The sequence below is a fragment of the Acidimicrobiales bacterium genome, assembly GCA_041394185.1.
Classification (GTDB): Bacteria; Actinomycetota; Acidimicrobiia; order Acidimicrobiales; family Poriferisodalaceae; genus JAAETH01.
In genome coordinates this window covers 881,744-904,293 of the sequence record JAWKIQ010000003.1, presented here as the reverse complement: position 1 = coordinate 904,293, position 22,550 = coordinate 881,744, and the positions used below count along the sequence as shown (strand labels likewise).

The 22,550-nt window shown below is 64.4% G+C and carries 20 protein-coding genes; 12 read left to right on the top strand and 8 right to left on the bottom strand.

What is annotated here, in order from left to right; all coding sequences use genetic code 11:
• The first annotated feature begins 179 nt into the window (after nt 1-179).
• The 5 genes from sigK (at nt 180) to R2770_17740 (ending at nt 6,086) form a co-directional block, all read left to right on the top strand.
• The gene (sigK, locus tag R2770_17760; protein MEZ5282312.1) at nt 180-761 is read left to right on the top strand and encodes an ECF RNA polymerase sigma factor SigK; all 582 of its coding nucleotides are present in this window, start codon (nt 180-182) and stop codon (nt 759-761) included.
• Nucleotides 758-1,468: an anti-sigma factor gene (locus R2770_17755; protein MEZ5282311.1), complete on the top strand. Its 711-nt coding sequence runs from the start codon at nt 758-760 to the stop codon at nt 1,466-1,468. Before sigK ends, R2770_17755 begins: the two co-directional genes overlap by 4 nt.
• A 35-nt stretch (nt 1,469-1,503) precedes the next feature.
• Nucleotides 1,504-3,069 (top strand): molybdopterin-dependent oxidoreductase, encoded by a 1,566-nt coding sequence (locus R2770_17750; protein MEZ5282310.1) that lies wholly within the window; start codon nt 1,504-1,506, stop codon nt 3,067-3,069.
• A gap of 50 nt (nt 3,070-3,119) precedes the next feature.
• On the top strand, nt 3,120-4,352 hold the full coding sequence (locus tag R2770_17745) for a fasciclin domain-containing protein (GenBank protein MEZ5282309.1): 1,233 nt from the start codon (nt 3,120-3,122) through the stop codon (nt 4,350-4,352).
• Between the two features lie 117 nt (nt 4,353-4,469).
• Nucleotides 4,470-6,086: an AMP-binding protein gene (locus tag R2770_17740; protein MEZ5282308.1), complete on the top strand. Its 1,617-nt coding sequence runs from the start codon at nt 4,470-4,472 to the stop codon at nt 6,084-6,086.
• 31 nt (nt 6,087-6,117) lie between these two features.
• On the opposite strand, the gene R2770_17735 is transcribed toward R2770_17740, so the two are convergent.
• The 3 genes from R2770_17735 to R2770_17725 all read right to left on the bottom strand — a co-directional run bounded on the left by R2770_17735 (nt 6,118) and on the right by R2770_17725 (nt 8,651).
• Nucleotides 6,118-6,660, bottom strand: coding sequence for a hypothetical protein (locus tag R2770_17735; protein ID MEZ5282307.1), 543 nt, complete (start codon nt 6,658-6,660; stop codon nt 6,118-6,120).
• A 125-nt stretch (nt 6,661-6,785) separates the two neighbouring features.
• Nucleotides 6,786-7,952 carry a hypothetical protein gene (locus R2770_17730; GenBank protein ID MEZ5282306.1) on the bottom strand — a complete coding sequence of 389 codons (1,167 nt, stop codon included), beginning with the start codon at nt 7,950-7,952 and terminating at the stop codon, nt 6,786-6,788.
• A gap of 102 nt (nt 7,953-8,054) precedes the next feature.
• Nucleotides 8,055-8,651 carry a helix-turn-helix transcriptional regulator gene (locus R2770_17725; GenBank protein ID MEZ5282305.1) on the bottom strand — a complete coding sequence of 199 codons (597 nt, stop codon included), beginning with the start codon at nt 8,649-8,651 and terminating at the stop codon, nt 8,055-8,057.
• Nucleotides 8,652-8,748: 97 nt separating this feature from the next.
• Between R2770_17725 and R2770_17720 the strand changes: the two genes are divergently transcribed.
• Nucleotides 8,749-9,963 (top strand): amidohydrolase family protein, encoded by a 1,215-nt coding sequence (locus R2770_17720; GenBank protein ID MEZ5282304.1) that lies wholly within the window; start codon nt 8,749-8,751, stop codon nt 9,961-9,963.
• Nucleotides 9,964-10,016: 53 nt separating this feature from the next.
• The gene (locus R2770_17715) at nt 10,017-11,636 is read left to right on the top strand and encodes a thiamine pyrophosphate-binding protein (GenBank protein ID MEZ5282303.1); all 1,620 of its coding nucleotides are present in this window, start codon (nt 10,017-10,019) and stop codon (nt 11,634-11,636) included.
• 24 nt (nt 11,637-11,660) lie between these two features.
• On the opposite strand, the gene R2770_17710 is transcribed toward R2770_17715, so the two are convergent.
• On the bottom strand, nt 11,661-12,113 hold the full coding sequence (locus R2770_17710; protein ID MEZ5282302.1) for a GNAT family N-acetyltransferase: 453 nt from the start codon (nt 12,111-12,113) through the stop codon (nt 11,661-11,663).
• A 51-nt stretch (nt 12,114-12,164) separates the two neighbouring features.
• Between R2770_17710 and R2770_17705 the strand changes: the two genes are divergently transcribed.
• A complete protein-coding gene (locus tag R2770_17705; GenBank protein MEZ5282301.1) occupies nt 12,165-13,241 on the top strand; it encodes a glutathione S-transferase N-terminal domain-containing protein in 1,077 nt (358 codons plus the stop codon).
• Here R2770_17705 and R2770_17700 read toward each other — a convergent pair.
• Entirely contained in the window at nt 13,217-13,894 is a 678-nt protein-coding gene (locus R2770_17700) for an arsenate reductase ArsC (GenBank protein MEZ5282300.1), read from the bottom strand. The genes R2770_17705 and R2770_17700 overlap by 25 nt on opposite strands.
• Nucleotides 13,895-14,029: 135 nt before the next feature.
• On the opposite strand from R2770_17700, the gene R2770_17695 reads away from it, so the two are divergent.
• On the top strand, nt 14,030-16,012 hold the full coding sequence (locus R2770_17695) for a copper-translocating P-type ATPase (GenBank protein ID MEZ5282299.1): 1,983 nt from the start codon (nt 14,030-14,032) through the stop codon (nt 16,010-16,012).
• A 75-nt stretch (nt 16,013-16,087) separates the two neighbouring features.
• Entirely contained in the window at nt 16,088-17,383 is a 1,296-nt protein-coding gene (locus R2770_17690) for a hemolysin family protein (GenBank protein ID MEZ5282298.1), read from the top strand.
• A 38-nt stretch (nt 17,384-17,421) separates the two neighbouring features.
• Here the strand turns inward: R2770_17690 and R2770_17685 are convergent, their stop codons facing one another.
• A complete protein-coding gene (locus R2770_17685) occupies nt 17,422-18,450 on the bottom strand; it encodes a glutathione S-transferase N-terminal domain-containing protein (GenBank protein ID MEZ5282297.1) in 1,029 nt (342 codons plus the stop codon).
• Between the two features lie 141 nt (nt 18,451-18,591).
• Between R2770_17685 and R2770_17680 the strand changes: the two genes are divergently transcribed.
• Nucleotides 18,592-19,998, top strand: coding sequence for an amidase family protein (locus tag R2770_17680; protein ID MEZ5282296.1), 1,407 nt, complete (start codon nt 18,592-18,594; stop codon nt 19,996-19,998).
• Nucleotides 19,999-20,007: 9 nt separating this feature from the next.
• Here R2770_17680 and R2770_17675 read toward each other — a convergent pair whose 3' ends face one another.
• Together R2770_17675 and R2770_17670 are read right to left on the bottom strand one after the other, a co-directional pair.
• Nucleotides 20,008-20,775 carry a GNAT family N-acetyltransferase gene (locus tag R2770_17675; GenBank protein MEZ5282295.1) on the bottom strand — a complete coding sequence of 256 codons (768 nt, stop codon included), beginning with the start codon at nt 20,773-20,775 and terminating at the stop codon, nt 20,008-20,010.
• Nucleotides 20,772-21,659 carry an endonuclease/exonuclease/phosphatase family protein gene (locus R2770_17670; GenBank protein ID MEZ5282294.1) on the bottom strand — a complete coding sequence of 296 codons (888 nt, stop codon included), beginning with the start codon at nt 21,657-21,659 and terminating at the stop codon, nt 20,772-20,774. The genes R2770_17675 and R2770_17670 overlap by 4 nt, the downstream gene beginning before the upstream one ends.
• A gap of 92 nt (nt 21,660-21,751) precedes the next feature.
• On the opposite strand from R2770_17670, the gene R2770_17665 reads away from it, so the two are divergent.
• Nucleotides 21,752-22,528 (top strand): enoyl-CoA hydratase-related protein, encoded by a 777-nt coding sequence (locus R2770_17665; protein MEZ5282293.1) that lies wholly within the window; start codon nt 21,752-21,754, stop codon nt 22,526-22,528.
• Nucleotides 22,529-22,550: the final 22 nt, after the last annotated feature.

The following is a 22,550-nucleotide window of genomic DNA, read 5'->3' as shown; positions in this document are numbered from 1 at the left end:
GACGTGATTAGTGCGCGGTGTGAGGCCGATCGCTCATGCGTTCCAAGAGCGTTCTTGCGGAGAATCAACCCATCCAGGAGGGCGGCGGCTCCGAACCGGGGGCATGATTCTGATCGGCCGATGTGGCCTGAGGATGTGGCCGGGCGATGCGTGAGCCGTACCGTCGAGGGCGACTTCGCATGGTGAACGATCGCCCCTCCACCGACCCATTCAACGAACGCGATGCCGCTTCGGCAGCGCTGGCCGCAGCAGGGCGCGGTGACCAGCAGGCCTTCGTCCACTTCTACGACGCAACGTCGAGCATGGTCTATGGCCTGGTGCTGCGCGTCCTGCGTGACCCGTCACATGCCGAGGAGGTCACCCAAGAGGTGTTCGTCGAGGCTTGGCGTCTGGCGGCCCGGTACGACCCCGATCGTGGTGCCGCGTCGTCGTGGATCGCTACGATCGCCCATCGTCGAGCCGTGGACAGGGCTCGCTCCGAGCAATCCCATCGCAACCGCAACGACCTGATCGGCCGCCAGGCCGAAACCGATCACGACCAGGTCAGCGAGGTGGTGATCGACAGGTTCGAGCGCACCCGCGTGATGGCCGCGCTGGACCATCTGACCAAGGATCAAAGGGCAGCTGTCGAGCTCGCCTATTTCGACGGCCACACTTATAGAGAGGTGGCAGCGTTGCTCGGTGCCGCCGAAGGGACCGTCAAAGGCCGCATACGTGACGGCCTCATCAAGCTGAGAGATCACCTGGGGGTGAACCGATGACCGCCGACTTTCATCACCTCGCCGCGGCATACGCCCTCGATGCCCTGGACGAAGAAGAGGCTCGTGCATTCGAGGCGTTCCTGCCGACCTGCTCGATCTGCTCGGCCGATGTGGCCGAGTTCAGAGAGGCAGCAGCAAAGCTCGCCTCGTCTACGGCCACCGATGCGCCATCGGCTGTACGAGAACGAGTGTTTGCAGAGATCAGCCAGGTCAGACAGATCGCTCCCTCGCTTCCCGACAGCGTCGTCGATCTGGCCGAACGCAAGCGGCGAGACCTTCCCAGAAGGCGCGTTCTGGCCTTTGCCGCCGCGGCCGTAGTCGCAGTGGCCGGGTTCCTCGCTGGAATGCAGGTGGCAGCAACAACCAGGGACGAGTCGACCGAGCTTCTGTTTGCCTACGACGCCCGCTCCACCGAGCTGGTTGGCGATGCAGGCGAGGCCAGCGTCGTCTGGTCGGCGTCGCAGGACCGGGCTGTCTTGGTTGCCAACGGGTTGGCCGAACCCGGCGAAGGCAACGCCTACGAGCTGTGGCTGATAGATGCCGAGGGCCCGAACCCTACGGGCCTGTTCTCACCACAGGACGGGTCGATTCGTCTTGCGCTTGAACTCCAAGGGCGGGCCCCGGCGGCTTGGGGCATCACCATCGAACCCGACACCGGCTCAGATGTGCCGACCGGGGAGATCCTGCTGGTCGGCGAGACGAGCTAGCCCATCCACCAGGCCGAGGGCTCCGAACCTGGTTCATGAAGACCAGCGAGGAACCCGAAGCCAACTCTCGAGACGACACAGCCCGCCCTGGTATCGCAGGCGCGGCGGCTGCGGGGATCGCTTCGGCCGGCCTGGGCTTGGGCATCGCCGAGATGGTCGGCGCGGCAAGTCGCTCGCTGCGTTCGCCCGTTGTGTCGGTGGGCGATCGGGTGGTCGATCTGGCGCCGGCCCCCCTGAAGGAGCGGGCAATCGACTGGTTTGGCACCAACGACAAGCTTGCTCTGCTTGCCGGAATTGCCGTGGTGTTGGTCGCCTACTCCGCCGCCGTTGGAGTGGTCTCACTTCGGCACCGGCTTCGGGTTGGCCTGGCGGGCATAGCGCTGTTTGCATTGGTGGGTTCTGCTGCAGCCTGGACCAGTCGGTCGGGTGGTGCCTGGTGGCAGGCGCTTCCGACGATTGTGGGCTCGGTCGCCGCTGGGCTGGCTCTGGTGGGCTTCGCAAACCTGGCCGAGCCTCGGCACGTGGGGATGGAACACCCCAACGAGCGCCGCCGGTTCCTTGCCGCTGTGGGCGTGGTCGCTGCCGGGGCCGGGGTTGCCGGCATCGCGGGCCGCAAGCTGAACGGCCGCTTCGGAGTCGCCGATTCGAGGGCGGCGGTTCAGCTGCCACCTCCGGCCAACGATCTGAGCCCCATCCCTGCGGGTGCCCAAGCCCAGAACGCCGCCCCATTCGTAACCCCCAACGCCGACTTCTACCGCATAGACACTGCGCTGGTGGTTCCCCAGGTGCCCGTCGATACCTGGTCGCTGAGGGTCACAGGAATGGTCGACAACGAGCTGCGGCTCAGCTACGCGGAACTGCTCGACCGGCAACTGGTGGAGAAGGACATAACGCTGGCGTGCGTCTCCAACACCGTGGGCGGAAACCTCATCGGCAACGCCCGCTGGCTGGGCGCCCGTCTGGATGACCTGCTCGACGAGGCGGGCATAGACCCGTCCGCAAACCAGATCGTGGGGCGCTCGGTCGACGGCTACACCTGCGGGTTCCCGGTGGCGGCATTGGACGGCCGCGACGCCCTGATAGCCGTTGGTATGAACGGCGAGCCGCTGCCGCTGACCCACGGCTTCCCGGCGCGGCTCATCGTCCCCGGACTGTACGGCTATGTGTCGGCAACCAAGTGGCTCAGCGAGATCGAGCTGACGACATTCGACGCCTTCGATCACTACTGGGTACCGCGCGGCTATTCGGTCGAGGCACCCATCAAGCTCCAGAGCCGCATCGACACCCCAAGGGGCCTGGCCCGCATCGCTGCAGGACCGTTCGTGATCGGCGGGGTGGCGTGGGCCCAGACCGTGGGCATCGAGCGAGTTGAACTGTCGATAGACGACGGCCCGTGGATGCCGGCCGATCTGGCTGACGTCGTGAGCGACGACACGTGGCGCCAGTGGTCGATGCCTTGGGACGCCACGCCTGGCCGGCACTCCGTCACCGTTCGTGCAACAGATCGAAACGGATCCATCCAGACCGCCGACCGCTCCGAACCACTTCCAAACGGAGCGACCGGTCACCACACGGTCGTGGTCCTCGTAGACGAGGCCTGAGGCCGGTGACCAACGCTCCAGATGATCGCAACTGCAAGAAAGGCAAGATCATGAACAACAACAGACTCGACCACCACAAGCGCCCGGCCCGCTCGAGGTTGCGGCTCGCGGCAGTGGTGGCGGCAGGCGCCCTGGTTTTCGCTTCGTGTGCAAGTGACGACGGCGATGCCGCGGCAGATGCCGACCAGACCACCACGACTCAGGCTTCGACAACCACCGAAGCCATGGTCGATGACGGCGCAATGGGCGACATGATGGGAGCCTTCGGCCCTGCGTGTGGTGCTGTTCCTGCCGATGGTGAGGGTTCGTTTGCCGGCATGGCCGACGACACTGCGGCCACTGCTGCTTCGAACAATCCGCTGTTGAGCACGCTGGTCGATGCGGTTGTGGCGGCCGATCTGGTCGACACGTTGAACAGCGATGGGCCGTTCACGATCTTCGCCCCGACCAACGATGCGTTCGCAGCCATCGATCCCGAGATCCTCGACGCCGTGCTGGCCGACAAGGACTTGCTGACGGCGGTGCTGACCTATCACGTCGTGCCAGGTGACAACGACGCAGCCGCACTGAGCGGTGGAACGTTTGCCACCGTAGAGGGCGGCGAGGTCAGCCTGGGCGCCGACGGTACGACCGTCAACGATTCCCACGTCATCTGCTCTGATGTGCCGGTTGCCAACGGCACTGTGCACATCATCGATTCGGTTCTGCTGCCCCAGGTGGCTCTCGACGCCATTGCAGCGATGACCGATGACTCGATGGGTGGCGACTCGATGGGTGGCGACTCGATGGGCGAGTCGGCGATGATGCCCTCGGGCCCTGCGTGTGGTGCTGTTCCTGCCGATGGTGAGGGTTCGTTTGCCGGCATGGCAGACGACACTGCGGCCACTGCTGCTTCGAACAATCCGCTGTTGAGCACGCTTGTCGATGCGGTTGTGGCGGCCGATCTGGTCGACACATTGAACAGCGATGGACCGTTCACGATCTTCGCACCTGTCAACGATGCGTTCGCTGCGCTGCCCGAAGACCAGCTGGCTGCGGTGTTGGCCGATCAGGACCTGCTGACCAGCGTCTTGACCCTGCACGTGCTCGCCGGTGAGCGACTCAGCTCGGCCGAGCTCATCGAGGCCGGTTCGGCGCAGACCGTGAACGGCGAGACCATCACCTTCACGGCCGACGGCGACTCGGTTCTGGTCAACGGCACCGCCACCACGCTGTGCATGGACGTCCAGACCGCCAACGCAACCGTGCACATCATCGACTCGGTTCTGCTTCCCTCTAGCTGATCCTTAGACACCAGCGAATCCCAGTGGCGTGACCGCCGAAATCGCGGTCACGCCATTGGCGCGTCTGCAGTCGGTGTGACTTCGGTCTCGTGGTCTGCGCACGCGTAGGGTTCGCATATGGACGCACATTTTGGAGCCATCTGGGAAGCCGTGGCCGATGCCGTGCCCGACCAGGCCGCCGTCGTGCAGGGGAATCGCACCATCAGCTGGGGTGAGTACGAGAGACGGGCCGCTCGCTTGGCCCAAGCCCTCCTGGATGCAGGTCTCGGACCGCAGTCGAAGGTGGGGATGTACTTGTACAACTCTCCCGAGTATTGCGAGACGAACTTCGCCGCAATGAAGATCGGTGGCGTACCGATCAACGTCAACTATCGGTATCTCGATGACGAGCTGGTCTACCTGCTGGACAACGCCGACATCGAGGCCCTCGTCTACCACCGCTCGCTCGCCGATCGGGTACAGAGGTTGCAGGGTCGGCTCGGCAAGGTGAAGGTGCTGGTCGAGGTCGACGACGAGGGTGCCGGTCCTGGCACCGCAGTGGACGGTGCAAGCGCGTACGACAACATTCAGGCCAGCCTCCAACCCGCTGCCCGCCGACCTCCCGGTGTCGACGACATCTACATGCTGTACACCGGTGGCACCACCGGAATGCCCAAGGGCGTCATGTACGGGCTGGGCGACTTCACATCGTTCTTCCTGCAGTCGTACCCGCCGATGATCGGCCAACCACCCATCGAGCGGGTCGCCGATGTGATCGACTCCGCCCGCGCTGCCTATGAGTCGGGCCGGCCGCTGGTGGCGATGTCCGGGCCTCCGCTGATGCACGGCACCGGCTGCTGGCTGGGAATGATGACCCCGCACATGTTCGGTGGCACCGCCGTGCTGTTGGAAAGCAGGCACCTCGATGCAGTCGAGGTATGGGACACGGTCGAACGCAACGGCGTACAGCACCTGATCATCGTGGGTGACGCCTTCGCGAAACCGTTGTTGAGAGCCCTCGAAGATGCGCCCGGTCGCTGGGACCTGTCGTCACTGCAGCTGCTGATCTCGTCGGGCGCAATGTTCTCGACTCCGGTGAAGCTCGGGCTCATCAAGCACATCCCGCAAGTCGCCATCGCCGACGTTCTCGGCTCGACCGAGGGCGGAATGGGAACATCGATCACCACCAAGGACACACCTGCCGGGGAAACGGCCCAGTTCGCCCTGAATCCGACTTCGAAGGTGTTCCTCGACGACGGAACCGAGGTCGAGCCCGGCTCGGGTCAGGTGGGAATGGTTGCCAATGGTGGCCTGGTGCCGCTCGGCTACTACAAAGACCCCGAGAAGTCGGCCAGAACGTTCCGCGAGGTCAACGGCCAACGGTTCTCGTTCCCGGGTGACATGGCCACAATCGCCGCCGACGGCACCCTGGTTCTGTTCGGGCGCGGCTCGAACTGCATCAACACCGGGGGCGAGAAGGTCTATCCAGAAGAGGTCGAGGAGGCCGTCAAGGCCCATCCGGCCGTCGAGGACGCTCTGGTTTTCGGAGTTCCAGACGACCGGTTTGGTGAGCGGGTCGTCGGAGTCGTGTCGCTATCGCCTGGTGCCGCCGCCGAGCCCGACCAGATCATCGAGGACACCAAGACCCGCGTCGCCGGCTACAAGGTGCCGAAGCAACTGAGCGTCGTGGAACGGGTTCCGCGGGCTCCCAACGGCAAGGCCGACTATCCCGCCGCCAAGGCGCTGTTCGCCTGACGCTTCGTTTCGAGCTCGGCGGCGCTGCTCGTCAATCGAACATGTCGACGTCGTCGTCGAAATCCTCGATCGTGTGGTCGTCGAGTAGATCGTGCAAACGGTCGTCGTCGAAGTTCAGGCCAGAACCAGTGCCATCAGGTCCCACAGGGTCGTGGCCCGGGCCCCCGTAAGGGTCCATCTTGAAAATCGAGCTGGATTCCTGCTCCTCTGCCTGCTGTGGGTCCGACCCCTCACCATCCTCGCCCTTTTTCTCGGGCTCTTCGGAGGAGTGAGGCGTAGCCATGGACAACGCAGGGTCTTTGCCTTCGTATTTGACGTCGAAGGCGTAGGTCAGGAATTCCGATGGGCCCGCATTGGTCTGCGTGCCCACGCCCTTGTTGACACCCGCATCGTCGCCAGCGCTGCTAGACGATCCCGAGTCGAACTCGAGATCCACTTCCTTGGTGTCGCCGCCGCCGTCACCGCCAACGTCGGGATAGGGGACAGGGTCCGTGCCGCCGCTGCCCCCTCCGTCGTAGTGACCGTTGGGGTTAACGCCCCCATCGCCGTTTGGTGCGCCGAAGTTGCCGGCCATTGCAGTCCCCTGTGCTCGTCGGCAGGATGCGGCAACTGTAGCCATCAAGCCAGAACGATCTAGCGCCTGGCTGCCAGAGGCGGGCGGGACCCTGGGAGGAACACCCGCCCGCCTCGGCGAACGCGCTATGGAAGGCCGATCGAGGGATCGATGAACTCGTTGGTGGCGAGTTGTTCGGCCGTGAGGTCTGCCGGCATCTCGATGCCCACCTCGATCATCTGATCGATGCCCCGCTGAACTCGTTCGAGATCGAAGTTGCCCAGGGTGGCGTCGGGACCGTTCGAGATGAGCTCGAGTTCCAGGATTTGACCTGCGGCCCAGTCGGCCTCGTCGGCCGTGTAGATCACCTCATCGAGGGCATCGATCATCTCGATGATGATCGCGTTGGCCCGATTCGGCCCGGTTATGTAGTCGACGGTCGACTGCTGCACCATCGGAACGAACAGCTCAAGGCAGGGCCTGAGGGTCTCGAGGTCGTCGGTGCGGATGCCCAGTGGCTGCGAGTAGAACTGCACACCGGTGTCGTGAACCAGTTGGAAGGCGACCGGACGGCCCCACTGCTCGAGGGTCTCGTACTCGTAGGGTTCGGCCGAGGCAAAGCCCTGCTGGGCGATTTCGCCACCGGCAGCCACGAATCTGGCTGGTGTTCCGTCAAAAGACGGATCCCATGAGCCGGAGGGCACGACTCCCTCGCGGGTCAAGATCTCCTGCCAAGGTCCGCCGGGGAACACGTTGATGGTGACTCCCAACTCCCCCAGATCGGCGATGGTCTCGACTTCCGGATAAGTCTGGGGATCCCACATCACGATCTGAGGGTTCTTGTCGAATGGAGCCACGACCGACAATGTGGGTGCGTCGTCGTATGCCGCTGCTGCCTGATCGTGGCTAGTGAAGCCCATGGTTATCGACTGGTCCACGTACATGTGGCTGGTGACGGGCGAGAAGCCGATGGCGGGTCCGCCTGAACGGATCTCGAGACCGACTCCGGTGTCAAGACCGTTGTGGTCGATGAGAGATCCGGTGATGGTCTTGTTCTCGACGCTGATCTGGTAGTCGTCGCCGAGCATCTGGAAGAGCGGGCCGCGTTCCGCCGACGGATACCAGTCGGTTTGGATCACGATCGTGTCGGGGCAGACTCCGGAGAGTTGAACTCCGGAGGCCGAATCGCCGTCGCCCTCGGTGCCTGGGTCGGAGGTGGGCGCCTGAGTAGTCGCCGAGGTGTCGTTGTCGGCATCGCCGCAGGCCGTCACCACGGAACCGATCATGATCAGGAGCACTAGCGCACTCGCCATTCGACGACTCGAGTTCGAACGATGCACGGGGTCCCCCTTGAAGCATGAGATATTCCTGATAGGAATACACCCGTAGGATCAGGAGTTCAAGACCCAACGTGCCTAAATTGCCGAGTCGCCTCGGACTACTTCGGCATCCTCGCTAACCAGGATCAGCAGCAACCGGGCTGGTTGCTCCAGCGCCCGATAGCGCTGGCGGACTCCTCCGCTGGCCGAAATGCTGTCCCCCTCAGTGAGGATGACTCGGGTGTCGTCGAATTCGAACTCGTAGCTACCCGAGATCACAACGCAAACCGAGTCGTTTCGGTGGACATACGGCTCGTCAAGGAAGTTCACCGGGCCGCTGTCGAACTCGATCACACGAAGCTGGCCGGATCGCCTCGTGAGGGCTTCGCCGAAGCCGGCTTGTCCTTCGTACGCGGGCAGGCGATGTCGGTCGGATTTTCGGACGATGTCGATCGATGTCGGAGCCGTAGGCCCTCCCAGTAGGCCCACTGCGCTGGTGCCGAGGGCCCGCGCCACCCTGTCGAGTGAAGCCATACTCAGGGTCCCCAGCCCGCGCTCGACCTTGCTGAGGAACGGCTGCGAGAGTTCTGAGGCCTCAGCGAGTTGCGCCATCGTGAGCCCTCGTTCAAGCCGTCGCGTACGGATCTCGGCGCCAAGGCTCTGCGCTAGTTCAACATTCGGGTCTGAAGGCATCGAGCGGGCTCCGATATTCCTCTGTGGCATACTTGCCTATCGTTACGCAACGAGTCCGGTCGAAGGTATCGGATCGTCAGTTCTGACGGAGGATGTCATGCGCCTGGTTCTTGTTGGCGGCCGTCTCGGCGACGGGACGCTCGCGGACGTGTCACTAGATCCGGCGTCGGGAACGATTCTGGAGGTTGGCAGAGTCGATCTCGCCGAGAGCGACGTCGTTGAAGATGTGAGCGGAATGGTCATCTTGCCCGCCGGTGTCGAGGCTCACGCACATCTGGACAAGGCGTTCTTCTGGACAGGAACCATCGCCCCTGATCTCGACACCGGCGTCTCGGAGTGGAAGGGACGACTTGGCGAGATCTCACACCAGAGCTTCGTTGACCGGGCAACGGCGTGTGTCGAGCGGCTTGTCGCCCACGGCACTACAACAATTCGCAGTCATGTCGACGTGACGACGATCCACGGACTGCGCGGGGTGCACGCGCTGATAGAGGTTCGCGACCAGATGACGAGGCGCGGCATCGCAGACCTCGAGCTGGTTGCGCTTGCCGGGCCGTTGGGTGGAGCTGACAGCGGCGCTATCCGGCGGTTGCTCGACGAGGCGATCGAGGCGGGTGTGGACGTCGTCGGTGCCAGCCCCGACATCGACCCAGATCCGATCGGGGCGACGACCGCAGCTGTGGATGCGGCCGTCCGGGCAGGCCGGCCCCTCGACCTTCACACCGACCAGACTGTTGACCCCGGGCTGTTCTACCTACCGGAGCTGATTCGTCAGGTGCGCAGACACGATTTGCCCGGAGTCGTCGCAAGTCACTGCGTCAGCCTTGCCACCCAAGACATCGATACTCAGAAGCGGACAGCTGATGCTCTGGCCGAGGCCGGGATCGCCGTCTTCACCATGCCCCTTACGAGCCTGTACTTGTTTGGTTGGGAGCAGCAGGTTGGGCCGCCTCGTGGGGTTACCGCCATCAACGTCTTGCGTGACGCTGGAGTGGTCGTGGCGGCCGGATCGGACAACGTCCAGGACACCTTCTTCCCGTTTGGTCGCTGCGACCCTTTCGAGACTGCGAATGTCTTGGCGCTGGTTGCTCACCTCGACCCTGCTGATGCGTGGGACATGTGCTCGACAGCACCCCGCATTGCGATGGGGCGCCCGCCGGTCGAAGTGACTCCAGGCTCGCGGGCCGATCTTGTCGCCATCGAGGGTGCGAACATCATCTCGGCTTTGGCCGACGCCAGCCCCAACAGAATCGTGGTGCATCGAGGCTCTGTTGTTTCGCGCACCCGGGCGTCGGCCCACCTACTTGCGTAGGGCGCAGTCTTCTCGGCTGAGTTGCTGAAGCGGCTGGGTTGTACGTTGGCCAAATGAAGGCCTCGGAAGTTCTTGCTCGCAGCCTCGTCGATCAGGGGGTCGACACGGTGTTCGGCGTCCTCGGCGACGCCAACCTGTTCATGGGGCACCACCTGATCCGCGATCTGGGGGTCACCTATGTGGGAGCCACCCACGAGGCCATAGCGGTCAGCATGGCTTTGGGTTTCGCTCGAAGCTCGGGCCGCCTGGGCGTCGCAACTGTCACCCACGGACCTGGCATGACCAACACCATCACGGCGCTGGTCGATGGGGTCAGGTCTCGCACCCCCATGCTGCTGGTTGCCGGAGACACGCCCGCCGACGAGCTGGATCATCCCCAGCAGATCGACCAGGCCGCCCTGGTGGCCACCACTGGTGCCGGCTGGGCTCCTGTCTGGTCTGCGTCGACGCTGGCCGCCGACCTGGCCAAGGCCATCCGCAGGGCATGGGCCGAACACAGGCCAATTGTCCTGAACGTGCCCGTAGACATCTCTCGCCAGGAAGCCGACTACACGCCTGTTCCGGCAGCTGGTCGCTTCGACCTATCGGTCGGGGCCGACCCCGACGCCCTCGACAGGGCCGTGGGTCTGCTGGCTTCGGCCAACCGACCCCTGATTCTCGCCGGCAGAGGGGCTGTGTTGTCCGGGGCTCGTGACGACATAGTCGCCCTCGGCAACGAACTCGGAGCGCCGCTTTGCACCACCGTGTTGGGCTCGGGATACTTCGGTGGCGAAGAGTTCAACCTCGGTATCCACGGAACGCTGGCTCACGACGCGGCGCTCGACGCCATCGGGCAAGCCGACTGCGTGCTGGTGCTCGGTGCGGCCCTCAATCGCCACACCACAGATCGAGGTGCACTGCTTCGCGACAAGAGGGTGGTGCAGGTCGATATCGACCCGGCCCAGATCGGTGTGCGAGTAGACGTGGACGTGGCCGTGGTCGGCGATGTGCGCAGGGTTGTTAAGGACATGACCGAGATGCTGCGCTCCGTCGACCACCAGCCGTCGGCGTTTCGTTCGTCCGATCTGGAGCGCAAGCTCATGGATGAACCCGCTGCCGACGATCTCAGCACCGACACACACCTGGACCCCCGAACTGCGCTGCGGCATCTGGACCGGATCATCCCCAGCGACCGCACAGTTGCGGTGGACACGGGCCGGTTCATGCGTCAAGCCCTGACGATGCCGGTGCCAGAGCCGACAGCGTTGGTGACCAGCCACGCCTTCGGCTCGATCGGCCTCGGGATGGGTAATGCCGTGGGCGCTGCTGTGGCCAAACCCGACAGGCCCACGGTGCTGCTGACCGGCGACGGCGGCTTCATGATGGGCGGCATCGCCGAACTGCACACGGCGGTCGAACACCAGCTCGACCTGATCGTGGTGGTGTTCAACGACGGCAGCTACGGCGCCGAACACATCCAGCTCTTCCGATTGGGCATCGACCCGTCTGTGTCGCAGCATGAGTGGCCCGACTTCTGCACGGTGGCCGAGGCCATGGGCTACGACACGGTCAGGGTCGAGAACGTGGCGGGTTTCGACATCGCGGAAAAGCACATCGCCCAACGTCAGCCCGGAACACCCCTGCTGATCGATGTGGCCATAGACCCGATGGTGGCCTCACAGCTTCAGCTCTAGCACCAGCGGCGTCCAACGCCGTCGCTAGTTGTGACTCGATCTCCACAGGTGGGTAATGCCGACCACCTCTGATCGCTCGAAGCCCATCGATTCCCAGAACAAGGGGGCGGCCGCAGAAGCCGCTGCGTTGCAGGTGACGGTATCGGTGTGTTGGGCCGCCAGGGCGAGTAACCGTCGGGCGAGGGTTCTTGCCACACCGTGGCGTCTCCAGGCCGGCTCGACGTAGAACCGCCGCATGCGAAAGGCGCCATCGACATGGGGGCACAGCGTCAGGCCCCCCACTCCCACGGCCTCACCCGATTCGTCCCGGGCTATCAGCAGCGACTCGCCCGGGAGCTCAAAGCGCTGCGTGCCCTCGGTCCAGCCTCGAATTGTCGCGGAGACGTTGGCAACACCCTCAGCCTGAGCCGATCGGGCCAGGCCAACCAGCGCATCGGGCATCAGCGGCCCAGCACCGTGGATGGCGAACGACTGCATGAATGGCGACGCTAATCGGTGGTGAGCCGGCGCATGAGACAGAATCGGCCCATGGCTCCATACATCGTCCACGGGCTCACCAGGTCGTACTTCACTCGCAAGGTGACCGGATACCTCGACTACACCGACCGGCCCTGGCGGCTCGAGCCGTGTCCGCCCAGCCTTCACCCGGCGGCTACTGAGGCGGGTTGGACGGGCGGCATCCCTGTCGTAACCGCCCCCGACGGCGAGCTGATGTGGGACTCGACGGCCATCATCGAATATCTCGATCACTCCGTCGACGAGGACAAGCGCGTTTTGCCAGAAGACCCAGTGCTTCGGTTTGTCGCCTACTTGTTGGACGACTTCTCCGACGAGTGGTTCTATCGGCCCGCGGTCGGAAGCCGCTGGAGCTACCCGGCCAACACCGAGCCCGCCGGTTGGCAGATCGCGGAGGAGTTGTCGGCTGCCATCGGATTGCCCGGAGCGCTGGTCAGGACCAACGTCGTGGCGAACATGACGGCCAGCCTGCCCGACCTGGGGGTGATGGCTGACAACATCGACGTTTGGATGTCTGCGGTGCTGGTGCCGTGGTTCGAGGCGCTCGAAGTCCACCTCGGCGATGGTGGCTATCTGCTCGGCCGTAGGCCGTCGTTGGCCGACTTCGCCGTTTTCGGCGCCAACGTCGCCCACTTCGTGGGTGACCCGTACTGTCGCGAAATCGCCGATCAGCATGGCCCGGCCGTGGTCGGCCATACGCATCGGCTGATGATGCCCCAGCGTCAACAGTTCGGCGGTTGGTTCGACGCCGACGACATCGCTCAGTCGCTGGTCGACGTCATAGCGCAAGCGGGTCGCCACTATTTGCCCTGGGTTGCCCAAGCCACCGTTGCCGGTTCGGCATCTGTGGAGCTTGCCGACGGCGTATTCGCCGAGATTGCGACCACCCCGTTCCTGGACCAGGCCAGAGGTGTCATGTTGGCCCGCTACGTTGAGGCCAGGTCGCCTCGCTTGGACGATCTGCTGGAGCGAGCCGGCGTGTTGCGGTGGTTTGCCGATCACGTCGACCGGGCGACCGCGGTGCCCGACCCCAGCACAGGTGCGCGTCCCGTCCAGAACCGCCCTTACCCGGTCGGTCGAGCCTCGTAGTCGTCGAGACCCAGACTCTTGACCAGGACCTCGACGCGAGAGCGGATCTGGTCGCGGACCTGCCTGACGACCTCCAGGGGCTGGCCCGCAGGGTCGGTCAGGTCCCAGTCCTCGTAGCGCTTCCCGGGAAACACTGGGCATGCATCGCCACAACCCATGCTGACGATCACGTCCGCGGCCCGGGCGATTTCGTCGGTCCACGGTTTGGGGTACTCGTGCGAGATGTCGATGCCCACCTCTTGCATGGCCTCGATGGCGACATCGTTGACCGAGTGCTCGGGTTCGGAGCCGCCTGAGAACACATCGACTCGATCGCCCGCCATGTGGCGCAGCCAACCGGCAGCGATCTGTGAACGCCCGGCATTGTGAACACACAAGAACAGCACGGCCGGCCTGCCGAGGCTGCCGACCTCTAGCCGTGCCAGCGCCTTGAGACGATCGCGGGTGAAGCGTTCGACCAGCACCGGCAGCCAGTTGGCGATTCGAGCGGTTGAGCTCAGCTTCGTCTGCGAATCGATGATGAAGCGCTCGATGGTCTCGACGTTGAACACGCCTTCGAACTCTTCACTCAGACGCTGCGAGGACCTCCTTATCAGCAGGATCTCTTCGGCAGAGAGACGCAGCGGTCCTTCGTCGGGCTGATCATCTGGCATGTCGTGTGGCCTCCAGCGGTCGCGGCGGGAACTCCGGTATCACTCAGCCTATATTGACTCAAACATGATTGAGCAACTACAGGCCTGGTGTTTGGATCCGACCACTGGCGGGAATGACTCGGGTGGAGGCATCCGATGGCCGACACAGGCGAACACAGCACCCAGCACGCCCAGATGTTTCGTCGCCTCTTCTGGTGGAACCTGGCCTTGTCGGTTCCGGTTCTGATCTTCTCCGCACAGATCCAGGAGTGGTTCGGCTATTCGATCGATCTGCGCTGGGACAGTTGGGTCGCCCCGGTCTTCGGAACGCTGATCTACGTCTGGGGCGGTCGTCCATTCTTGACCGGTGGGTACGACGAAGCCAAGCAGCGTCAGCCTGCAATGATGCTGCTGATCGCCCTGGCTGTGTCGGTGGCCTACGGAGCATCCCTGGCCTCCTCGCTGGGCTGGGGTGACCTCGACTTCTGGTGGGAACTGGCCGGGTTGATCGTTGTGATGCTGCTGGGTCACTGGCAAGAGATGAAGGCAATTGGCGATGCCCGAGGCGCGCTGCATGCTCTGGCCGAGATGTTGCCAGACACGGCAGAACGTCTCGAAGGCGACGACGCCGTAGAGGTCGACATCGGATCGCTTGCAGTCGGTGACCTCGTACTTGTGCGCCCCGGAGGGCGAGTACCGGCTGACGGTTCGGTACAGCAGGGTTCTGCATCATTCGACGAATCGATGATCACGGGCGAGTCGAGGCCGGTTCAGCGTGCTGAGGGGGATCACGTCGTGGCCGGGACGGTCTCGACCGATTCGTCCGTGCAGGTTCGCATCGAAGCGGTCGGCGAAGACACGACGCTGGCGGGAATAGAAAGAATGGTTTCTGACGCTCAGTCGTCGAACTCGCGCGCTCAAGCCCTGGCCGACAAAGCCGCAGCGGCATTGTTTTACGTCGCCGTGAGCTCCGCGGCAGTGACGATGGTCATCTGGGCCATCGTTGGCAACGCCGGTGAGGGGGTTATCCGTACTGTGACGGTGCTGGTCATCGCATGCCCCCATGCGCTGGGATTGGCGATTCCGCTGGTGATCTCGATATCGACTGCGACCGCCGCGCAGGCCGGCGTACTGGTGAAGAACCGTCTTGCCCTCGAGCGCATGCGCACAGTCGACGCAGTCTTGTTCGACAAGACCGGAACCTTGACCAAGGGCAATCACGCAGTGGTCGAATGCGTGTCCGCAGACGGATGGGACGAAGACCGCGTGCTGGCTCTGGCCGCCGCCGCCGAACGCCAAAGCGAGCATCCGATAGCCCTAGCGATCAGCGACGCGGCCCACGATCTTGGCGATATCCCCGACGCTCGCCAGTTCGAAGCCATGGCTGGGCGGGGCGTCAGCGCAATGGTGGAGGGTGAACAGGTGTACGTCGGCGGGCCTGCGCTGATGGACGAACTCGACATCGAACAGCCCTCGGAGTTTGAGGACGCAACCCGGCGATGGTCAGATGGTGGCGCAGCCGTGTTGTGGGTGATAGTTGCCGGAGCAGCGGTCGGCGCGCTTTCGCTGGCAGACGAGATCAGGCCCGAATCGCATCAGGCAGTGCAGGCGCTCCACGACCTCGGTATCCAGGTGCTGCTGATCACCGGAGATGCCGAGCAGGTCGCCCGTAGCGTTGCAGACGATCTAGGCATCGACGAGGTCTTTGCTGGGGTACTTCCCGACCAAAAGGATGCCAAGGTCGACGAGCTGCAACAAAGAGGTCTTCGCGTCGCGATGGTGGGTGATGGCGTCAACGACGCCCCTGCGTTGGCCCGAGCCGAGTTGGGAATTGCCATCGGCGCCGGAACGGACGTGGCGATCGAGTCGGCCGGCGTGGTACTGGCATCCAATGATCCCAGAGGGGTCTTGAGCGTCATCATGCTGTCGAGAGCGACCTATCGAAAGATGGTTCAGAACCTGGTGTGGGCCAGCGCCTACAACACGATTGCCATTCCGGTCGCAGCTGGCGCCTTCGCGTTTGCGGGTCTCGCGATGCCGCCCGCTCTGGCCGCAGTGGTGATGAGCCTGTCGACCATCATCGTCGCCGCCAACGCCCAACTGTTGCGACGCATCGACCTTGGCGGCGACAGCGCTTGAGCCTGGGTGCGAGCGGTCTTGCTGCCGCCAGACTGTAGGAGCGGCCACGGGTCGCAGCAGATAGTCGGAGATCGAATGTCGGGGTTGTGGTTCCAGGTAGGGCTTGTCGCTGTGTTGGTGGTAGTCAACGCGGCGTTTGCGGGCACCGAGATGGCGCTGGTGTCTCTTCGCGAAGGCCAACTCCAGCGCCTCGAGAAGCACTCGACCACCGGCGAGCTATTGGTGCGATTGGCGCGCGAGCCCAACCAGTTTCTGGCGACCATTCAGGTAGGCATCACACTTGCCGGATTTCTTGCGTCGGCGACAGCTGCGGTGTCGCTAGCCGAGCCGCTGGAAGAACCGCTGGCGTTTCTGGGCCGCGGTGCCGGGCCGGCGGCGATCGTGTTGGTCACTCTGGCGCTGTCGTATTTGACGCTGGTGCTGGGCGAGCTGGCACCAAAGCGTCTCGCAATGCAGATGGCCGAGCGATGGGGCCTCATCATGGCCCGCCCTTTGGCGGCTATGTCGAAGGTGTCGCGGCCTTTGGTGTGGCTGCTTTCGCACTCGACCGATGTCGTGGTGCGCCTGGTGGGCGGCGACCCCGACAGAAGGCGCGAGGAGGTTACCGAAGAAGAGCTTCGTGACATGGTGGCTGTGCAGCCGACATTCACACCGGAACAACGCCAGATCATCGACGGAGCATTCGAGATCGCCGACCGGTCGCTAGTCGAGATCCTGGTTCCCCGAAGCCATGTCTTTGTGGTCGACATGGGGTGGTCCAGCACCGAGGCGCTGGACCGGTTGGCAGCGTCCGGGCACAGCCGGGCGCCGGTTGCCGATGGAGGTCGGTTGGATCAGGTTGTGGGGGTGGTCCACCTTCGACAGTTGCTCGACGCCGGCGACCGACCTATCTCGTCTGTGGTGATGGATCTGCCCATGTTTCCCGAGTCGGCCCGGGTGCTCGACACGCTGCGTGAGCTGCAGGCCCAGCGCGCCCAAATGGCGTTGGTGGTCGACGAACACGGCGGGGCCGAGGGCATCGTGACAGTCGAGGACCTGGTCGAGGAGTTGGTCGGCGAGATCTATGACGAGACCGATCGCGACCTGGCATCGGTTGTCCATCACGCCGACGGTTCCATCTCGCTGCCTGGCCGGTTTCCGATCCACGACCTGCCCGACATCGACGTCGATCTGCCCAGGGGCGACTACGCCACGGTGGCCGGGCTGGTGTTGTCGGCCTTGGGGCGCATTCCGGCCGCCGGCGATGGGGTCACGGTCGGGTCGTGGCAACTGATGGTGACATCGATGTGGGGCCGGGCAATCACAGAGGTGTCGCTGCGACCCGTCGAGCCTCTCGATGATGTCGAGGGGTCGCAGGCAGATGGTGTCTGACGCCGGGTCGGTACTGCGACCGACCCGATTCGGCAGCCTTACCTGAACAGCACCTCGCAGCCGGTGCCTTCCAGGAAGGCGTCTACCCGCTGGCGGTTCACGTCGCTGAGGGCGCGGTACTGCTCGCGCAGCCACTGAAGGCACTTGGCCTGGTAAGCGAACGGTGCCTGGCGATAGGTGTGCCCTGCTATGTCGCACGCAACCTCGTTGGCGCCCGCCATCAAGGCTTGGGCGTTGGCGATCATGAACGGGGCATACGTCTTGCCGATCTCGCGCAGCAGGTCGGTGGTGGCCTTAGGTAGGGCATCGAGTGTTCGCCACCCTTGGTCGCCCTCGACCGGCAGCCACGAAAGGTCGTCCATCATGTCGACCCAGCAGATGACCTTCGGAGCCCTGGTGGTGGTGAGCGCCATCGGCGTTGGATCGAACTTGGCCAGCTGGGTGAGCTGGCCGAAGATCCCGAAGTCGCCACGGCCCGGTCGGTCGCCGAGGAAGAACGTGTCTTTGGCGAAGAGGGCGTTGAAGATGTCGAGCAGGCGTTCGTACGAGCTCTCGATGATGGGCTGGTTCAGCTCGGTCGAGCCGACCAGTTCGCGTCGACCGATCTGACGGTTGGTGATGTAGTCGTACATCTTCTGGGCGCCGTCGCTGTCGAGCTGCATGTTGCGCATGACCGGCAGGAGGTGTCCGGCCTTGTCGATATCGGTCTGGTAGGTCCAGCGATAGTGGTACATGGCCTTGGTGACCCACTCGTCGCCGTAGTCCTCGATCAGCCAGTCGATGAACGCCAGTGCGGGGTCTGTGGGCACCACGCTGCGACCGGTGTACTCGCCCTCCAGACGCATGATCTGTGGCGACGAGTCGATGGTGGCCTCGCCGTGAGTGCCATCTGCGTTCGGATAGACGATGACTGGGATAAGCATCACCGGCGGGTCGGGAAGGTCGTCCCACTTCGAGTTGCGGGGAACCCACCGAAACGGGATGTGCCTGTAGCGAAGCACCGCTCGCATCTTCATCGAATATGGCGAGCCGTACTGGCCTGACAAAACCAACGGGTGATCTGACACCGGGCCTCCTCGTCGCGGATGATCTGACCGAACCCTACGCGCCGGCAAGCCGAGGTCTTCAGTCGAAGGCGCTCGCCGGGTGGTCGCCGATCGGTTGGTGCTAGCGTCCGCGGCCGACCGAAGACGCGACAGGGGGTCGTCATGTCGTCTCAGCTCTGGAACATGACCGCTATCGAGTTGGCTCGTGCCATCGCCTCGAGGGAGGTCAGCTCGGGCGAGGTCATCGACGCCCACCTCGCCCGCATCGAGGAGGTCAACCCCAAGCTCAATGCGGTCGTGCGCGTGCTGGGGGACGATGCGCGAAACGCAGCAGACCGCGCAGACCAGGCGGTGCGCAACGGAGACGTATTGGGACCACTGCACGGGGTCCCCATCACCATCAAGGAGAACATCGACCTGGCCGGAACCCCGACGACCAGCGCAGTTGCAGCGATGGCCGAAGCCGTGGCTCCGATGGACGCACCGGTGGTCGAGCGGATGAAGGCTGCCGGCGCTATCCCGATGGCCAGGACGAACCTGCCGGACATGGGTCTGCGGGTCACCACCGAGTCGTCGCTGTACGGAATCACCCGCAACCCGCATCATCCCGATCGCACGGTTGGGGGGTCCAGCGGAGGCGAGGCGTCGGCGATTGCGTCGGGGATGAGCCCCCTGGGTCTGGGCAACGATGTGGGCGGCTCGTTGCGCAATCCCGCTCACGCTTGTGGCATCTCGTCGATCCGCCCTACCGGTGGCGTTGTCCCGATGGCCAACGCCATTCCGCCTGAGGATCACCCGATCTCGTACCAGCTGATGCTGACGGAAGGTGTCATGGCCCGCGCTGTCGCCGATGTGGCGCTGGGCTTCGGAGTGGTTCGCGGGGCCCACCCGCGAGACCCCGTTTCGTTCGACGCGGTCTTGCCCGACCTAGATGACTCCGAGCGTGTCACCATCGCAGTGATGGCCGAACCGCCCGGGACGCCCACCCACCCCGAGGTCGCCGCAGGTGTTCGCAGGGTTGCCGACGTGCTGGCCGCACAGGGCCACGATGTGGTCGAGGCAACGCCGCCCGACTTCGAACTCGTGTGCGAACTGTGGTTGGCCGTCTTGAACTCGGACATCGAGGTGATGCTGCCCTTGCTCGAAGCGGTGATGGGCGATGATGCCGTTCGCTTCCTGACCCTGGCCAGGTCGCAGACACCACACCCCACGGTCGAGTCGATCGCGATGACCCACATAGAGCGCAACCGGGTCATGCGGGCTTGGAGCATGTGGCACCAAAGCCACGAGTTCTTGCTGGCCCCCGTGTGGACCCAACCTCCGTTCGAGCACTCGGCCGACATTGCCGACGAGGCGTCGGCCCTGGCAACCCTCGACATGTTGCGGCCCGTGATGCCGTCGAACCTGATGGGCACACCTGCTGTTGTGATTCCAGGTGGCGTCGCCGACGGCTCGCCGACCGGAGTTCAGATCATCGGGTGGCGCAACAGCGATGTCCGCTGCCTGGCGCTGGGCGCTCAAGCCCAGAGCGTCCTGGGCGTGCCGGCGGCCATCGACCCCAAGTGGTGACGTAGCAGGTCAGCCAAGCGGGCCGAGGTAGTAGCGATACTGGTGTGAGCGGCGCAGCCCGACACCTGTACACAAGGCCAGCGACGCATCGTTGTCGACCATGACCGCCGCGAACAGTCCTCGAGCACCCAACTCCGCGGCCTGGGCCACCAATTCGTTCAGCACCGCCCTGCCGGCACCTTGATGCCTGGCCGTGGTGGAGGTGGCCAAGCACTGGACGCAACCCCAACCGCCGACCACCACGACCTGACCCACCGCCACCGGCTGCCCCGATCTGGTGACCGTGACGAACCGGGCCGGGGCGTCGGGTTTCAACAGCTGGTTTCGGTAGACCTCGATCGCAGTGGGCTGGTGGCGTCCCGACTCGACCGCCCAATAGCAGTCGAACCAGCTATCGCTCGCCGCCTGGGCGACCTCTGCCACCCAGTTCGACGATGGCTGGGGCGAGGCCAGGTCGATCTCGTCGGCATCGGCGGCCAGTATCCAGGTCGGCGACTGCGCGACGTAGCCCGCTGATTCGAGACCAACAACCACCTCGGGCGGGCACGATGCATCGCTGGCCATGAAGGTTGAGGAGGCTCCGCGCCGTCGGTAGAAGTCTTCGGCCGCTGCGATGGCCTCGTCGATGTCTGGCACTTCGCCCGAGATCAGCACCGAGTTGGCGCGTCGCGTCACCCCGGCGGTGTGGCGAAAGGCCCATCCGCCGTGAGCCTCGACGGTGGCCGCAGGCCACGAGGCTGCCATCAACTGGTCCAGCAGGGCGCCCCGCGTGTTCAAGCCGACGGCCTCGTCGGCCACGCGATGTCGACCACCACGCCTCGGTGATCACTGGCAGCGATGCCGGTGCGCGGCTCGTGGAAGCCAAGCCGTGCCGACAGCACCCGCCCGGCGTTCCCCTCGCGCAGGAACGGATCGCCGACGAACACGTAGTCGATGCGCTTGCGGTGAACGTTGAGCCCCGCCGCTATGTAGTTGTCTCGCCAGTCCTGGGTGAGGCCGGGGCCCTCGCCCGCAACACGCCACGCATCCTGGTGAAACGTGGTGTCGCCCTCGAACGAGGTCAATCCGCAGAGCCAGCGGATCTCGTCGCTGTCGGGTTCGGCGTTGAAGTCACCGCACAAGATCGACGGCATCGTCGTGCGTGGCATGCCGAAGCCGCGCAGGTCGTCGGCCGAACCTCGGATGCGGCGGATGTGCGCGTCTATCGCCCGAACTTGGGCCACTCGATACACCCCGTGGCTGGGTGCCGGTGCCAGATGCGTCGAGAACACGTCGAGGCCGGCTGTGTGTGCGTGCAGCAGCTCCCAGCCGATGCTTCGTACTATCGGGTCGGCAGCGTCGGCCGGCCCCAGATCGAACAGGGTGTGCGATTCGATCTCGAACCGCGACAACACCGCAGAGCCGAACCTGAGCGTCGGATCTGACGAGAACCCCTTGGCCGGGTGGCCGCCGAACACCCACGCCATTGGCTCGGCGAGGCTATCGGCGATAGAGCCGGCGGTATTGGCTGAACCGTCCGACTGCCAGATCTCCTGAAGGCACACGACGTCGGGACGGAGGTGGTCGATCCAGCTGACTATCTCGTGGCGCCGTTCTTCCCAATCGGGCTCGAGGAACGATCCGGCGTTGAGCTGGGCCACACGCAGCACACCATCTGGCATCGGGCGAGTCTGGCACAGCCGCCCGACGCCGCGCTGGGTGCCTATGCCTGGCAGGATGCAAGCTGCGGCCACCCGTGAAAGGACCAGGAGCCATGAGCGACTTCACCGAGATCCGGTATGAGGAGCTGGGACGAGTGGGGGTGATCACGATCGACAGGCCACACGCGCGAAACGCGTTGACCTTCACCACCTACGACGAGATCCAGCGTGCCGTTGAACAAACCGAGGCGTGGTGTTTGGTCATCACGGGCACCGATCCGGCGTTCTGTTCTGGCGACGACGTGAAACAGGTGATGACCAAGGTTGCCGATAGGCCCGTGCCCGCCGACAGCAGCCCGCGAATCACCCCGCTCGCCGGGGCTCTACTGAAGACCGATGTGCCGATCATCGCAGCGGTCAACGGCGCAGCCGTCGGCTGGGGAATGGAGCTGGCCTTGTTCGCAGACATCCGCATAGCGTCGGCCAAGGCCAGGTTCGGTGAGCTGTTCGTCAAGCGCGGTCTGTGCTGTGACGTCGCCGGTATTGGTCTGCTGGCCGACATCGTCGGCCGCGAGGCGGCCGCCGAGTTGCTTTTCACCGGCCGCCTCATCGACGCATCGATGGCCAGCGAGGTGGGTCTGGTGTCGAAGGTCGTTCCTCACGTCGATCTCATGGCGACCGCCTTGCACTTGGCCGCCGAAATCGCGGCCAACCCACCCCTGGCCGTTCAGCGCATAAAGGCCGGCCTGCGCAAGGCCAACGGAATCGACTGGGAAGAATTGGGTGCCTGGGTCACCGCAAGCCTCTGCGAGCTGTTCCAGACCGAAGATCACAAAGAGGGCGTCACCTCTTTCCTCGAGAAGCGCCCGGCCACCTTCGTCGGCCGCTGACCATGGGGCCAGCTCAAGCACC